This is a genomic window from Cryobacterium sp. MP_M3 (assembly GCF_015752155.1).
Taxonomy (GTDB): Bacteria; Actinomycetota; Actinomycetes; order Actinomycetales; family Microbacteriaceae; genus Cryobacterium.
On record NZ_JADOVI010000005.1, the window covers coordinates 103,915 to 118,603 of the forward strand.

The following is a 14,689-nucleotide window of genomic DNA, read 5'->3' on the forward strand; positions in this document are numbered from 1 at the left end:
CTCCACACGCCCGGCAGATCCCCTGCACGCCACGGAGGGATCTTGTAGGGAGCAACAACCACAAGCCCAAGGAGCACACCATGCGTAAGAGAATCATTGTCAGCACGGCGATCGCCAGCGGAGTCGTCATCACCGCCCTCATCGCCACGCCGAGCATTGCGGCCATGAACCGGGGCGGAGACGCCCAGGACCCCGGCCAGGCAGTGACCAGCAGCCAGCCGTACGCCCACTCCGATGACATGCCCGGCCAGGCCGGCAACATGCACCGCGGCATGGGGGACAGCGCCGGTACCGGCATGGGCATGGGCACCGGCATGGGCGACGGTGTCGCCGACGGTACCGGCCCCGAAAACGGTTCCGGCATGCGGGGCGATCACGAACCCGGCCAGGGAATGGGAACCGGCATCGCCGACGTCGCCGGCGGCACAGTGACGGACGGGCAGAAGGCCACGCTCACCGCGATGGCCGCGGAGGAGAAGCTGGCCCACGACCTGTACGTCGCTTTCGCCGAGAAGTACGACGCCACCGTCTTCAGCCGGGTAGCGCAGTCGGAGACCAAGCACCTCGAGGCCGTTCGCACGCTCCTCGAGCGCTACGACATCACCGACCCGACCGTCGGACTGGAAGCAGGAAAATTCCCGGCCGATGCCACCCAGAAGCTCTACGACACGCTCCTCACCCAGGGCTCGGTCAGCCTGGACGCCGCGAGGGAGGCCGCCCGCACCGTCGAGACGACCGACATCGCCGACCTGACGGCAGCCTCCAACGGGGTCACCGCTCCTGACGTGCTCACGGTGTACGAACACCTGCTCACCGCCTCGCAGCACCACCTGACCGCCTTCGGCGGCTAAACGGGAACAGAACCGGTGAGGGGCGTCCACGACCGTGGACGCCCCTCACCCCTGTCCTCGAGGATCGGTTCGACCGCGCTACGGGGTGGTGACGATGGCGAGGCCGGTCGAGCCGGCCGCCGCCGACATGGCACCGGCATCCGTCACATGGGCGTAGCCCAATTCTCCCAGCCGGGCGGCGGCCGCGGCCGACCGGTTGCCCGAGTGGCAATAGACGACGTAGTTGCCGGACGTCGGGAGCGCCCCGATCCGGCTGTCGAAGTCGGGCGACTGCACGTCGATGTTGACGGCGCCGTCGAGGTGGCCGGCCGCGTACTCCCCCGGGGTGCGCACGTCGATCACGACGGCATCGGCGGGCAGGGCTTCCGGCGCGGCGGACGAACATGCGGTCAGGCCGAACAGGGCGGTGAGGACAAGGGCCAGGGTTGTGATCACTGTTTTCATTCTCCCATGCTATACCCCCTAGGGTATATTGGGACTAAAGTCCTAATACCCCCTGAGGTATTGAGAGTAGGTTCGAGTCAACAGCACGGCAACTGGGATTGTGGGGTTTGAGATGTCACGAGTCGTCATCCTGGGCGCGGGGGTCTCCGGGCACACCGCGGCACTGTTCCTCAAGCGACGCCTGGGCAGGGACCACGAGATCGTCGTGGTGTCGCCCAACTCGCAGTGGAACTGGATCCCCTCGAATATCTGGGTCGGTGTCGGCAAGATGAGCCCCGACCGGGTGGTCTTCCCACTCGCCCCGATCTACCGGCGCAAGAAGATCGATTTCCGCCAGGCCAGGGCCGTCGCACTGCGCCCGGAAGGCGACGCCGACAACCCCCAGGGCGCCGTGGACGTGGTCTACACCGATCCGAAGCGAGTCGGCCGGACCGAGCGCATCCGCTACGACTACCTGATCAACGCCACCGGACCCAAGCTGAATTTCGCGGCAACCCCCGGGCTCGGCCCGGATGCCGGCAACACCGTCTCGGTCTGCACGCCCAGCCATGCCGTCGATGCCGCCGAGCACCTGGCCGCCGTCATCGACAAGCTGAAAGCGGGCGAGCCCCAGACCCTGGTGATCGGGGTGGGCCACGGCACCTGCACCTGCGAGGGCGCAGCCTTCGAGTACGCGTTCAACGTCGAGCACGAGCTCCGTGCCGCGGGAGTCCGGGACCGGGCCGAGGTCATCTACCTGACCAATGAACACGAACTGGGCGACTTCGGCGTGGGCGGAATGACCTTCAGCCAGGCCGGCCGCCGGATCACGAGCGAGGCCTGGATGGAATCGCTCTTCCGCGAGCGGAAGATGAAGGCGATCACGCAGGCCGCAGTGACCGAGATCGAACCCGGGCTGATCCACTACCGGCAAATCGACGGCAGCGCGAACACCCAGCGCTTCGACTTCGCCATGCTCCTGCCGCCGTTCCGGGGCGTCGGCCTCGAGGTGTTCGACCGCGGCGGAGCCGAGATCACCGACACGGTCTTCGCCCCCAACGGCTTCATCCGGGTCGACGCGAACTACCAGGCCAAGCCCTTCGAAGAGTGGACGGCAGCGGACTGGCCGAAGACCTACCAGAACCCGAGCTATCGCAATGTGTTCGGAATAGGGATCGCCTTCGCTCCGCCGCACGCGATCTCCCGGCCGTACGCCACCCCCGATGGGATTGCCATCGCGCCGGCTCCCCCACGCACGGGGATGCCTTCCGGCTCGATGGGGAAGGTCGTCGCGATGACCATCGCCGACATGATCCTCCGCGGTGCTGCCGAGCCGACCCACACCGCGTCGATGGGCGAGATGGCGGCCGCCTGCATCGCGTCGACGGGCACCGGGATGCGCTCCGGGACTGCCGCGGCCATGTCGATGTCGCCGATCGTGCCCGACTATTCCCGCTACCCGGATACCTCCGGCCGGGATCCGAAGGAAACGACAGGGAACATCGGCCTGGCGGCGCACTGGGTGAAACGGATGCTGCACACGATGTTCATCTACAAGGCCAAGGCGTATCCGCTCTGGTATCTCATCCCCGAATAGCCCGAACCAGACGACTCGATCCAACGGAGAACAGCATGGACGACACCCAACGCCGAATCGACGCGGCACCGCTGCCCGTGGCCCGCGAATTGCGGCGCCGGCGCAATCTCATCCTGCAGTTCCTGCGCTTCGTGCGCCTGAACTGGACGATGTACCGACTCGCCAGACACCACCACTAGGAAGCGAAGGCCGTGCCGAGGCCCGGCAGCTGGCGCTACGGATACCGGGCGATCAGCCGCTCCACGGCATCCACGCCGCCGGCCAGGTAGCCGGCCCAGCGCGCGCCGGTGCGCCCGGGGGCATCGATCTGGGCCGTCCAGCGATCGCGCAGTTCGCGCAGCACCTCACGGGCGGCCGCGTCGTCCCCGGGGGCGGGAGGCAGGCGACGGATTGCCCGCCGCGCCTCGGCCAGGACAGCAGCCTCCCCCTCGTGATACTTCACCGCGGGCACCGGGCCGGACCCCCGGGATAACGAGCAGAGCGACTGACCATCGGTGGCGGCGGCCAGTCGTTCGAGCGCCACGGTCTCGCGAGCCGAGATGTCCGCGGCGAGCACCTCCCGGCGGCCCATTACCTCGTCACCTCGGTTCCGGCCGCCGGCACGGGCCGCTTGCGCAGGAGGCTAGTCGCAGGTGCAACGCTGCTCGGGCGGAACATCGGCCATGACGCTGGCGACGTGTTCGCCGCATCCGGCCCAGGTGATCTTGCCACAACGGTTACAACGGACTGCACTGCACATGGGGCGCTCCTTCATTGGTCCAACGGAGATTCCAGCATACCCCCCAGGGTATCGCAGGCGCAAGTGAATCGAGAGGTCCGGGGTGAATCCAGTACCCCCTAGGGGTATAGTGGGAGCAAGCCGTCCATGGTGCTCTCCGCTGGTGTCTTCGTCCACCGCGGAACGAAAGGAACCGTGAATCTCATGTCGACAGTGACCACCACCCTCCGGGTGTCAGGAATGACCTGCGCGCACTGCGTGAACAGCGTGACCGCTGAAGTAGGTCGGATCAACGGGGCTGGAGCAGTTGATGTGCACCTCGTCCCCGGTGGCGTCTCTGTGGTCACCGTCTCCAGCGCCGCCCCCCTCGACGACGCCGCCGTGGCTGCCGCCATCGACGAGGCAGGCTACGAACTGGTCCCGGCGAACTCATGAGCGGGGAGCAGGTCGACCTTCTCGTCGGCGGAATGACCTGCGCCTCCTGCGCGGCCCGGATCGAGAAGAAGCTCAACCGGATGCCCGGGGTCGAGGCCTCGGTGAACTACGCCACCGAGAAGGCCAGTATCTTCCTCCCCGACGGCACGACCCTCGAGCAGGCCATCGCCGTGATCGAAGAGACCGGCTACACCGCCGAACGGCCCAGGCCGCCCGAGGCCACGGCACCCGACGCGCCCACCGAGCAGGACCGTGAGGTCGCGAGCCTGCGCCAGCGGCTGATCCTGTCCGCCGTGCTCGCCTCGCCCGTGCTGCTGCTCTCGATGATCCCCCCGCTGCAATTCATCAACTGGCAGTGGCTGGCCCTCACCCTGGCCGCGCCCGTCGCCGTCTGGGGCGCCTGGCCCTTCCACCGCGCCGCCTGGGCCAACCTGCGCCACGGCGCAGCGACCATGGACACCCTGATCAGCATCGGCGTGCTCGCCGCCCTCGGCTGGTCACTGTTCGCCCTGTTCTTCGGCACGGCCGGGATGCCCGGCATGACCATGAACTTCAGCCTCACCGCCAACCCGGAGGGCGGCGCCTCCGAGATCTACCTGGAGGTCGCCTCCGCCGTCACCGTGTTCATCCTGGCCGGGCGTTACTTCGAGGCCCGCGCCAAGAAGCGGTCCGGCGCCGCCCTGAAGGCGCTGCTCGAACTCGGAGCGAAGGAGACGACCCTCCTCCGCGACGGCATCGAGACCACCGTGCCGACCGCGTCCCTCGTTGTCGGCGACCTGTTCGTTGTGCGTCCGGGCGAGAAGATCGCCACGGACGGCACGGTCACCGAGGGCAACTCGGCGATCGACGCGAGCATGCTCACCGGCGAGTCCGTTCCGGTCGAGGTCGGCCCCGGTGCTGCCGTCGTCGGCGCCACCCTCAACTCGGGTGGGCGCCTGGTGATCCGGGCCACCCGGATCGGCGCGGACACGCAGCTCGCCCAGCTCGGCCGCTTGGTCGAGCAAGCGCAGACCGGCAAGGCCGAGGTGCAGCGCCTCGCCGACCGGGTGTCCGCCGTGTTCGTGCCCATCGTGATCGGGCTGGCGCTGGCCACGCTGGTCGTCTGGCTCCTCCTGGGTGCCGGGCCCGTCGTGGCGTTCACCGCGGCCGTGGCCACCCTGATCATCGCCTGCCCGTGCGCGCTCGGCCTGGCGACGCCGACCGCGTTGCTGGTCGGCACGGGGCGCGGCGCCCAGCTGGGCATCCTGATCAAGGGCCCGCAGGTGCTCGAATCCACCCGCCGGGTCGACACCATCGTGCTCGACAAGACCGGCACCGTCACCACCGGTCGGATGACCCTCGTCGCGACCGCCCCCGCCGCCGGCATCACCGAGGCCGAGCTCCTCGGTCTCGCCGGCGCGGCGGAGACGGGGTCCGAGCATCCGATCGCGAAGGCGATCGTCTCCGGGGCCCGGGACCTGGCCGGCGACCTGCCGACGCCGGAGTCGTTCGCCTCGACCGACGGGCTCGGTGTGCAGGCCCTCATCGACGGCCGGGTCGTGCTCGTCGGCCGCCCGCGCTGGCTGGCCGACCAGTGGGCAATCACGCTCCCGTCCGACCTCCAGGCGGCGCTCTGCTCCTTCGAGGGCCAGGGTCGCACCGTGGTCGCCGTGGCCTGGGACGGTCAGGCGAAGGGCCTGATCGCCGTGTCGGACACGGTCAAGGCCACCAGCGCGGCCGCGATCGCCGAGTTCCGTCGGCTCGGCCTGCGTCCGGTGCTGCTCACCGGTGACAATGAGATCGTCGCCGCGGCGGTTGCCGCGGAGGTCGGCATCACCGAGGTGCGGGCCGGCGTCCTCCCCGCCGAGAAAGCCGAGATCATCCGGCAGCTGCAAGGCGAAGGGCGCGTCGTCGCCATGGTCGGCGACGGCGTGAACGATGCCGTCGCGCTGGCCACCGCCGACCTCGGCATCGCGATGGGATCCGGGACGGATGTCGCGATCGAGGCCAGCGACCTGACCCTGGTGCGCAGCGACCTGGTCGCGGCCGCGGATGCGATCCGGCTCTCCCGGCGCACCCTTGCCACGATCAAGGCCAACCTGTTCTGGGCGTTCGCGTACAACGTGGCCGCGATCCCGCTGGCGATGCTCGGCCTGCTCAACCCGCTGATCGCGGGCGGTGCGATGGCGCTGTCGTCGGTCTTCGTGGTGAGCAACAGTCTCCGGCTGCGCCGATTCCGCGGGCTCACCCTGGCGGCGACGCCGGCGCCCGCCGGCTCCCGGTCGGCTCAGACCGCCCGGGTCGGCTGACCTCGCCGGGTGCTGTCAGGGCAAGAAATCCGGGGCATGGACCGGCCGCGAACGCGTCTCCTGCCGATGACGACCTAACATGGGTCAGATGGAAATGCAGAAGGCCCCTGCGACGGCGGCCCAGCCGGGAGCGAAACGCGTCTCCTATCGATGGCCGTTGATCAGCGGGCTCGTCACACTCGGACTCGCCCTGGCCCTCGGCACCCTCATCTCGCTGCGCGAGAACGGGATGCCACTGTCCATCGACACCGAGTGGATGACGGAGTTGATCGAGAATCGCGCGCCGGTATGGGACTTCCTGGCCCTCGTGATGGACTCCCTCGGCGGGGGGCTGGTCGCCATCCTGGTCCTGCCCGTCCTGATATCCGCCGCGCTGCTGCTGGCCAGACGCCCCTGGGCCGCCGGCTACTTCCTCACGGCCTCGCTGCTGACCGGCGGGCTCGTGCAACTGCTCAAGTCCATCTTCGGCCGGGCCCGCCCGGAGAACGTCTTGACGAACCTGGATTTCGGCTCATTCCCGTCCGGGCATGTGGCCAATGCGGCGACCATGGCCGTGGTCCTGGCACTCCTCTTCCCGCGGGTCTGGGTCTGGGTGGCCGGGTCCGTGTACACGGTCCTGATGATGATGAGCCGCACCTACCTGGGCGCGCACTGGCTCACCGATACCGTCGGCGCACTGTTCCTCGGGATCGGCGTCGCGGTCGTGCTCTGGGCGCCGCTTGCGGCGAGGCTCGACGGCGAGCACACCCTCGCCGGCAGCCGGCCGGCCCGCGTCTCCCCTGCTCTCCGGAGGTTGCACGCACGGCTCATCGTCGAAGCCAGGCTCCTCGAACCGGCCACTCGGCGGCGACTCCAGCTGGTCGGGTCCGGTCTGGCCGGCCTCGGCGCGCTGTGCTTCACGGCCATCCTCCTCTCCGTGCTCGGCCGGAACGGTCTCACTGCCATCGACGCCCCCGTGCAGGAGTGGCTGGCGGCCGGCCGTTCCCCGACCCTGACAGCGGTCATGATCGGGCTGGCCATCGTCTTCGGGCCGATCGCGCTGCCGATCATCCTCCTGGTCGTGACGCTCACCTGGGGCATCGTCGCCCGGCACGCCTGGCGGCCGCTCGTGCTGGCGACGGCCATGCTGACCGGGGTCGTGCTGGCGCAGATCATCGGGCACTCGGTCAACCGGCACCGGCCACCGACCGAGCTCATGCTCTTCGGCCCCGACCCCTCGTTCTCCTTCCCGTCCGGCCATGTCCTCGGCGCGTCGGACTTCGTCCTGCTCACGGCCTATCTCGTGCTGTCACGCCGGTGGAGCACTCGCGGCGCCGTCGTCGGGTTCGGCGTCGCCGCGGTCTGCATCATTGCCGCTGCCGTCAGCCGGGTCTACCTCGGCTATCACTGGGCAACGGATGCGCTGGCATCCGTCTCGCTGTCCCTGCTGATCCTGGGCTGTGTGATCGCTTTCGACACCTGGCGCGCCTCGCCGGTCAGGGAGACGGCCGTGGAGACGGCCGACTCCGTCAGGTGAGCCGGGCGCGCCAGGCCCGGGCGAAGCAGTACACCCCGTAGGCGAGCAGCCCCACTCCGATCACGCCTAGGATGAGCCCGCCTGCCGGCAGGGCTGCCAGGCTCATCAGTGCACCGTCGAGCCCGGTCGACTTGCTCGGGTCCAGGGTGAACGCCGCCACCAGGATGAGCACCGCCACCACGATCAGCGCGACCCCTTTGGCGATGTAGCCGGCAATGCCCAGGGCGATGATCGCCCGGCCGGGTGTTCCACCGGGCACCGCGAGGTCGGCCGTGAACTTTTTGAGCGCACCCTTGCGCACGAAGTAGACACCGATTCCCAGCACCACAAGGCCACCGATCACAAGCACCACCACCCCGCCCGGAGCCTTCATCAGGGCGGCGCTGGCATCGCGGGTGCTGGTGGCCGATGACGTTGTGCCCCCGGAGGCGAAGGTCGCCGCGGTCCCCGCGAGCAGGAGATACACGGCGGCCTTGCTGACCTCGACGACCCGATGCGACCATTTGCGCTTCGGGTCGGCACCCTGCATCAGGAATGCGCCGAGGAGCAGCCACAGCCCGAGGGCGAGCAAGCCCACCACCACGGTCCAGAGCACGAATACCCCGCCGGGGCTGGCCGCGAGCTGACCGAGTGCGCCGGATTGATCGGCCGTTCCGCCCCCACCGCCGACCGCGACGGCGATGGCGATGCCGGCAATGAGGATGTGAAGGAGGCCGTTGACGGCGAAGCCGAGGCGCGCCAGCATCTGCAACGTGGTACTTCCTTTGGCCGCGCGGGCGACCTGGGCTGCGGGATCACTGTTCACGGCCCCAGTTTAGGTCCGCCGACCCGATTCGTGGCAGGAATCCGGTCGGCGGGCCCGGCAGGCCGAGAAGTCGGCCTGCCGGGCCCGACCATTACTTGAGGATGCGAATGAGCTTCTTGTTGGCGAACTCCGCGATGCCGAAGCGTCCCAGTTCGCGGCCGAACCCGGACCGCTTCACTCCACCGAACGGAAGCTCCGGGCTGTCCAGAAGCGAACCGTTGATGAAGACCATCCCGGCGTCGATCAGGTCGGCCACCCGCAGAGCCTGCTCGGGGTCCGTGGTGAACAGGTAGGACCCGAGGCCGTAGGGGATGTCGTTGGCCACTTCCACCGCCTCCGCCTCGTTCTGCACGCGGTAGATCGCGGCAACCGGGCCGAAGAATTCCTCCCGGTAGGCGTCGCTCTCCGGGGAGACATCGGTGAGCACCGTGGGCGAGAAGAAGGCGCCCTTCCGGCTCCCCCGGGCGTGGACGGTCGCGCCCTGGGCCTCGGCGCGCTGGATCTGTTCCTCGAGGCCCTCGGCGGCGCCCAGGGAGGAGAGCGGGCCGAGCGTGGTCTCCGGCGACGTGGGGTCAGCCGGCACATTGCCGGTGATCTTCGCCGTGAAGCTCTCCACAAAGGCGTCGAACAGGTCGTCGATCACGATGAAGCGCTTCGCTGCGTTGCACGACTGGCCGGAGTTGTCGATGCGCGCCGCGACGGCCGCGTCGACGGCTTCGTCGAGGTTGTCGGTGCTGAGCACGATGAACGGGTCGGAACCGCCCAGTTCGAGCACCACCTTCTTGAGGTTGCGGCCCGCGACCTCGGCCACGGCCGCGCCGGCACCCTCCGAGCCGGTCAGGGACACGCCGCAGACCCGGGGATCCGGAATGATGATGTCGGCGATCTGAGCGCTGGACGCGTAGAGGTTGCGGTACGCGCCGGCCGGGAATCCGGCATCCGCGAAGATCCCTTCGATGGCGGCGGCGGATTCGGGGCACTGCGAGGCGTGCTTGAGCAGGATCGTGTTGCCGAGCACCAGGTTCGGGCCGGCGAACCGGGCAACCTGGTAGTACGGGAAGTTCCACGGCATGATGCCGAGGAGCACACCCAGGGAGGCGTTGCGGATGAAGGCCGAGCCCTCTCCGCCGAGCAGCTCGATCGGCTCGTCGGCCAGGAACGCCTCGCCGTGCGTTGCGTAGTACGAGTAGATGTCCGCCGAGAAGTCGACCTCGCCGAGGGCCTGCTCGACGGGCTTGCCCATTTCGCGCACGATGAGCTCGGCCAGGTGCTCGCGGCGCTCGGTGTGCAGGTCGGCGACCCGCTGCATGAGGGCCGCGCGCTCGGCGACCGACGTGCCTCGAGAGAACTCACTGTGGGCACGGTCCGCGACCCCGATGGCGGCGGTCACCTCATCATCGGTGGCGAGGGGAAAACTCGATTCGCTGGCTCCGGTCGCCGGGTTCGTGACTGCGTATTTGCTCATTGTCTCTCCAGGTGTCGTCGTTAACGCCGATCGAAATGCAACCATCCTGCCGGGGCAGGGTCACTCGCATGTGGTTACAGTCTGCCGTAGTCGCGGCGGGGATGGCCACGTCCTGCGGTAGCGTTCACCGTGGCCGGCCTTGCCCTCCGGGGCGGGGCCGACAACGGGGGCGGGTCATAGGATCGTCTGCATGACCCGGGTGATCTTCATGTGCGGCCCGGCCGGTTCGGGCAAGTCCACGGTGGCACGCGAACTCGAGTCCGACGGCATGGCTCGGCTGTCCTTCGATGAAGAAGCCTGGCGCCGGGGCATCCGGTCCCAGCCGCTTGCCGATGACGTGCGGTGCGGCATCGAAGCACACCTGCGCCGACGGCTTCTCGACCTGGTGGAGTCGCAGACAGACGTGGTGCTCGACTACTCCTTCTGGTCCAGGCGGATGCGCGAGAACTACCGCGCCATCCTCAGGCCACTCGGCGTCGAGCCGGAAACGATCTACCTGGCCACCCCGCGAGCCGTAGCCCTGGCCCGGGTGCACGCGCGGGAGGGGTCCCGGGCGAATGAGGTGCGGCTCTCCCCCACCCTTGCGGCGGCGTATTTCGACAACTTCGAGCCGCCCACCGCCGCTGAGGGTCCCCTGAGCGTCATCGGTTAGCGTTCACCCGACCGCCCCTCGCCTCAGACCGGCGGCTCCGGGTCGTACTGGATTCCCCGGCGCACGGCGCGGGCGCGCTCGAGACCGGCCAGGCGCCGCACCAGGTGCAGCGCCATGTCGATGCCCGCACTCACGCCGGCGCTGGTGATGACGTCACCGTCGTCCACGTACCGGTCCTGCTCTCGCACCGTGATGGTCGGGTCGAGTTCGGCGAGCAGGCCGAGGGCCTCCCAGTAGGTCGTGGCCGGTCGATTCCGCAACAGGCCGGCGGCGGCGTAAACGAGGGCGCCGGAGCACACGCTGGTCATCAGCGGCGTCTTCGCATTCTGCGCCCGCACCCAGTCCAGGTGCTCCGGGTCCCTCATCAATGTCCGGGTTCCGTTACCGCCCGGGTGAAGGAAGACGTCGTAGTCGGGAGCGTCAGCGAACGAATGGTGCGCGCCCAGGGTGAGGCCCTTGGACGCGAGCACGGGCTTCCCGTCTCTGGACAGCATCGATACCGCATACCCGTCTTCGGGGAAGGTGAGGGTCCAGTACGCCAGCACCTCCCACGGGCCGAGCGCGTCGAGTTCTTCGACGTCGTCGAAGAGGAGGATTCCGATGTTGCGTGTCATGGCACGTTCACCTTTCTTGTGGTTGGGTCCGAGAGTGGTTCGGGCCGAACGGCCGCGGGCCGGAGGAAGCAGAGGGCGACAAGGGCGCCGAGCGCCGCGACCAGGCCGGCGGCGATGAATGCCGCATGGAATCCGGCGGCGAGGGCCGGCACGTCGGCGATCCGGGCCGCGCCGGCCCCGCGGGCACTGAGTGCGGCGGCGGCACTGAATGCCGCGATTCCCACGGCGGCGCCGATCTGAGAGCTGGCATTCGACAGCCCGGATGCCAGGCCCGGCATCGTCGACGGAACCCCGGAAGCGATCACCATCGTTGACGGCGTGAAGCTGAGCGCGACGCCGGCGGCGGCCAGGAGCAGCCCGGGCAACACGTCGAGGCCGTAACCGGCGCCGGGCGGGGTGCGCGAAAGCCAGAGGTGTCCGCAGGCGAGCAGCAGCAGGCCCAGGGTCAACGTGCGTGCGGCGCCCAGTGTGCGAATGATCCGGGGCAGGAGCAGCAGCGACACCAGGAATCCCGCAATCGATGTGGGCAGCATTGCCAGGCCGGCCGCGCCTGGTTCGAGCTCCAGCACCTGCTGGAGGTACAGGGCGCTGAGGAAGAAGGTCGACACCCGCGCCGCGCCGCCGAGGAGACCCACGACGACTCCGGCCGACACCGTTCGTTCACGGAACAGGGCGAGGGGGATGATCGGGTCGACGGCGTGGCGCTCGATGACGACGAAACCGACGATCAGGCCGATCCCTGCCAGTGCTCCGCCGCCGGCCTGAACGGAGAACCAGCCCTGGTCGGCGATCGAGAGGGTCGCATAGATGACGGCGAGTGCGCCTCCGGTCACGGAGATCGCCCCCCACACGTCGAAGGAACGCCGAACCCTGGGCCCCGATGGACCGACGAAGAGCAGTGGCGCGCACACGAACGCGAGGAGGGTGACGGGCACGGTGAGGAAGAACACCCATTGCCAGCCGGCAGCCGCGGTGATCAGGCCCCCGACCGAGACGCCGACGGCACCGCCCGCCGCCGAGGCGGCACCCCACGCGCCCATGGCCCTGGCCCGCTCGGCACCGGGGAATTGCCGCAGGATGATCGACATGGCGGCCGGGCTGAGCACCGCGGCCCCCAGACCCTGCAGCGTGCGGGCGAGAATGAGCACCGCTTCGGTGGGAGCAAACCCGGCCATCAGCGTCGTCGCCGTGAAGAGTGCTGCCGCGGCCATGAACATCCGTCGGTTGCCGAACAGGTCGGAGGCGCGCCCGGACAGCAGCAGGAAGCCGCCGAACGCCAGGAAATAGGAGTTGACCACCCACGCCACGCCCGTCTGGGTGAGGCCCAGGTCGTGCTGGATGGACGGCAGGGCGACGTTGACCACGGCCGTGTCGAGCATCACGACGAACTGGGCGGAAATGAGCGTCACCAGGGCGGCGAGGCGCCGGCGGCTCATGATCGCCCACCGAGTCGGAGTGGTTCGACGGGGGCGAGCAGGGCGTGAAGCGTATCGCGGAGCACCCGGGACGCGTCGCTTTCGGCGAGCCGGCCGGCCCTGATCTCGGAGCCGGCGACGTGCAGGATGGCGTGCAGGCAGGCCGCCTGCAACCCGATGGTGAGGTCGCTCCGGAAGACCCCCTCGGATCGGCCGGAGACGAGGAGGGGCTGCAGGAGCAGCAAGGGACGGTCGCGGAAGGCGCGGACGCGTTCTGTCGGGACTTCATGTTGCGCGGCCTCGAGGAACCCGGTGGACTGGGCGAAGATTCGCCAGGACGATCGGACCAAACCCTCGAGACCGTCCCAGGGCGCCGTGACGAGGTCGACTGCAGCCAATTGGGCCTCGGCCCGGCTGACCGTCCGCTCGAAGACCGCGCCGATGAGTTCCTCTCGCGAGGCGAAGTACTCGTAGACCGTGCCCCTGGCCACGCCCGCCATGGTGGCGATCTCAGCGACGGTGGCTCGAGGCTTCTCATTCAGGCAGGCCAGGGTCGCGTCCATGATCGCGTTCTTGTTCCGAGTCGAATCAGTTCGGGGGATTCTCATACCAACTAACTTATACACACTTGTTTGAGATATGCGATCAATTGAGAGAACTTTTTTGCGGCGGCGGCAGCGAGGGGCCCGGGATTTCGACCGAAAAAAGAATGTGTTGACATCTCAGACACATGTGTATAGTTTATCAGCAACGAAGTCCAACACTCGTGTACGACTTAGTGGCGAGGGCCTCCCGGTCCCGCTGTCACCGTCATATCGTCACCACTTCGACTAAGGAGAAATCCCATGCTCAACATCTCTCGCCGACCGGCCGAACCGGCCGCGGTCTCCTCCTCGTCCGCACCCGACAGTCGTCGCCGGCCGTGGGCACGGAGGCTCCGCATCACCGGGATCGTTGCTGCGGCAGCCGTCGGTTTGACACTCGTGTCCACGGGCGCGAACCTGGCCCTGGAGGCCGCAGAGCGCTCGAGCATCACACCCTACGGGGAACGAGTCGAGATCAGCTCCGGCTCGCTGAACGTCTACCAGTCGGGAACCGTCGGCCCGGCGATCGTGCTGCTCAGCGGTCTCGGCACGGCGGCGCCCGCGCTCGATTTCGCCCCGCTGATCCGGGCACTCGGTGACCGCAAAGTCATCGTCGTCGAGGGTTTCGGCTACGGCTACAGCGATATGACCGCCCCCGCCCGCACCGTGGAGAACATCACCGCCGAGCTCCACGAGGCGCTCACCGCGCTCCATGTCCCCGCGCCCTACGTGCTGGCCGGACACTCCATTTCGGGCTTCTACACCCTCGCCTATGCCAACCGCTACCCGGAGGAGCTGTCCGCCGTCATCGGGATCGACCCGACCGTGCCTGCCGGCAAGCTGGGTGCGCCGTCAGCCGACACCTCGACCGGCTCGCAGGGCGGCATCCCCTGGTCCCGGATCCCGTCCGTCACCGGGCTCGTGCGCTGGGTCGACGCGATCGCGCCCAGCCTGGCCGAACCGGCCGGCGACGCGTTCACGGCCAGTGAGCGCGAGCGTCTCCGCCTGATGTCGAGCTGGAACTTCTACAACCCGGCCCTCACCGACGAAACGCTGGAGATGGGCAACAACGCCCGGAAACTCCAGGGGCTCCGCTACCCCGACGGCCTGCCCGTGCTCGACTTCCTCGCCCAGGACACGATCGACTCCGACTCCGGCTGGCAGAAGGCCCACGAAGAGCAGCTCCAGAACGTTCAGCAGCACAAAATCGTCGTGCTCAAGGGCGGGCACTACCTGCACTGGACCCAATCCACTGTGATGGCGAAGACGATCACCGATTTCCTGGCCCGGAACAACTAGCACGGCCCCACGGACCCCCTCGCCCCA

Annotated in this window: 15 protein-coding genes; 8 read left to right on the forward strand and 7 right to left on the reverse strand. The window is 68.6% G+C overall.

Annotated elements, in window-relative coordinates:
• Nucleotides 1–80: 80 nt before the first annotated feature.
• Nucleotides 81–851 carry a DUF2202 domain-containing protein gene (locus tag IWX89_RS07910; RefSeq protein ID WP_196903020.1) on the forward strand — a complete coding sequence of 257 codons (771 nt, stop codon included), beginning with the start codon at nt 81–83 and terminating at the stop codon, nt 849–851.
• 78 nt (nt 852–929) lie between these two features.
• Here the strand turns inward: IWX89_RS07910 and IWX89_RS07915 are convergent, their stop codons facing one another.
• Nucleotides 930–1,295 carry a rhodanese-like domain-containing protein gene (locus IWX89_RS07915; RefSeq protein ID WP_196903021.1) on the reverse strand — a complete coding sequence of 122 codons (366 nt, stop codon included), beginning with the start codon at nt 1,293–1,295 and terminating at the stop codon, nt 930–932.
• Nucleotides 1,296–1,407: 112 nt separating this feature from the next.
• Here IWX89_RS07915 and IWX89_RS07920 point away from each other — a divergent pair, with 112 nt between their 5' ends.
• On the forward strand, nt 1,408–2,871 hold the full coding sequence (locus IWX89_RS07920) for an NAD(P)/FAD-dependent oxidoreductase (protein WP_196903022.1): 1,464 nt from the start codon (nt 1,408–1,410) through the stop codon (nt 2,869–2,871).
• Nucleotides 2,872–2,906: 35 nt separating this feature from the next.
• Nucleotides 2,907–3,050, forward strand: coding sequence for a hypothetical protein (locus IWX89_RS07925; protein WP_196903023.1), 144 nt, complete (start codon nt 2,907–2,909; stop codon nt 3,048–3,050).
• Between the two features lie 35 nt (nt 3,051–3,085).
• Here IWX89_RS07925 and IWX89_RS07930 read toward each other — a convergent pair whose 3' ends face one another.
• Nucleotides 3,086–3,442: a hypothetical protein gene (locus IWX89_RS07930; RefSeq protein WP_196903024.1), complete on the reverse strand. Its 357-nt coding sequence runs from the start codon at nt 3,440–3,442 to the stop codon at nt 3,086–3,088.
• Nucleotides 3,443–3,793: 351 nt separating this feature from the next.
• Here IWX89_RS07930 and IWX89_RS07935 point away from each other — a divergent pair, with 351 nt between their 5' ends.
• The 3 genes from IWX89_RS07935 (at nt 3,794) to IWX89_RS18440 (ending at nt 7,828) form a co-directional block, all read left to right on the forward strand.
• Nucleotides 3,794–4,024 (forward strand): cation transporter, encoded by a 231-nt coding sequence (locus IWX89_RS07935; protein ID WP_196903025.1) that lies wholly within the window; start codon nt 3,794–3,796, stop codon nt 4,022–4,024.
• Nucleotides 4,021–6,312 carry a cation-translocating P-type ATPase gene (locus tag IWX89_RS07940; RefSeq protein WP_196903026.1) on the forward strand — a complete coding sequence of 764 codons (2,292 nt, stop codon included), beginning with the start codon at nt 4,021–4,023 and terminating at the stop codon, nt 6,310–6,312. Before IWX89_RS07935 ends, IWX89_RS07940 begins: the two co-directional genes overlap by 4 nt.
• Before the next feature lie 88 nt (nt 6,313–6,400).
• Nucleotides 6,401–7,828 carry a phosphatase PAP2 family protein gene (locus IWX89_RS18440; RefSeq protein WP_231383042.1) on the forward strand — a complete coding sequence of 476 codons (1,428 nt, stop codon included), beginning with the start codon at nt 6,401–6,403 and terminating at the stop codon, nt 7,826–7,828.
• Here IWX89_RS18440 and IWX89_RS07950 read toward each other — a convergent pair.
• Nucleotides 7,821–8,633: a DUF1206 domain-containing protein gene (locus tag IWX89_RS07950; protein ID WP_307836467.1), complete on the reverse strand. Its 813-nt coding sequence runs from the start codon at nt 8,631–8,633 to the stop codon at nt 7,821–7,823. The genes IWX89_RS18440 and IWX89_RS07950 overlap by 8 nt on opposite strands.
• Nucleotides 8,634–8,724: 91 nt before the next feature.
• On the reverse strand, nt 8,725–10,098 hold the full coding sequence (locus IWX89_RS07955) for an NAD-dependent succinate-semialdehyde dehydrogenase (protein ID WP_196903027.1): 1,374 nt from the start codon (nt 10,096–10,098) through the stop codon (nt 8,725–8,727).
• Nucleotides 10,099–10,288: 190 nt separating this feature from the next.
• On the opposite strand from IWX89_RS07955, the gene IWX89_RS07960 reads away from it, so the two are divergent.
• Nucleotides 10,289–10,750: an ATP-binding protein gene (locus IWX89_RS07960; RefSeq protein ID WP_196903028.1), complete on the forward strand. Its 462-nt coding sequence runs from the start codon at nt 10,289–10,291 to the stop codon at nt 10,748–10,750.
• Between the two features lie 23 nt (nt 10,751–10,773).
• Here IWX89_RS07960 and IWX89_RS07965 read toward each other — a convergent pair whose 3' ends face one another.
• The 3 genes from IWX89_RS07965 to IWX89_RS07975 are packed head-to-tail and all read right to left on the reverse strand — an operon-like array spanning nt 10,774 to nt 13,387.
• A complete protein-coding gene (locus IWX89_RS07965; protein WP_196903029.1) occupies nt 10,774–11,364 on the reverse strand; it encodes a DJ-1/PfpI family protein in 591 nt (196 codons plus the stop codon).
• Nucleotides 11,361–12,800: an MFS transporter gene (locus IWX89_RS07970; RefSeq protein WP_196903030.1), complete on the reverse strand. Its 1,440-nt coding sequence runs from the start codon at nt 12,798–12,800 to the stop codon at nt 11,361–11,363. The genes IWX89_RS07965 and IWX89_RS07970 overlap by 4 nt, the downstream gene beginning before the upstream one ends.
• The gene (locus IWX89_RS07975) at nt 12,797–13,387 is read right to left on the reverse strand and encodes a TetR/AcrR family transcriptional regulator (RefSeq protein ID WP_196903031.1); all 591 of its coding nucleotides are present in this window, start codon (nt 13,385–13,387) and stop codon (nt 12,797–12,799) included. The genes IWX89_RS07970 and IWX89_RS07975 overlap by 4 nt, the downstream gene beginning before the upstream one ends.
• A 237-nt stretch (nt 13,388–13,624) precedes the next feature.
• Here IWX89_RS07975 and IWX89_RS07980 point away from each other — a divergent pair, with 237 nt between their 5' ends.
• Complete coding sequence (locus IWX89_RS07980) at nt 13,625–14,662, forward strand: alpha/beta fold hydrolase (protein WP_196903032.1); 1,038 nt, start codon at nt 13,625–13,627, stop codon at nt 14,660–14,662.
• Nucleotides 14,663–14,689: the final 27 nt, after the last annotated feature.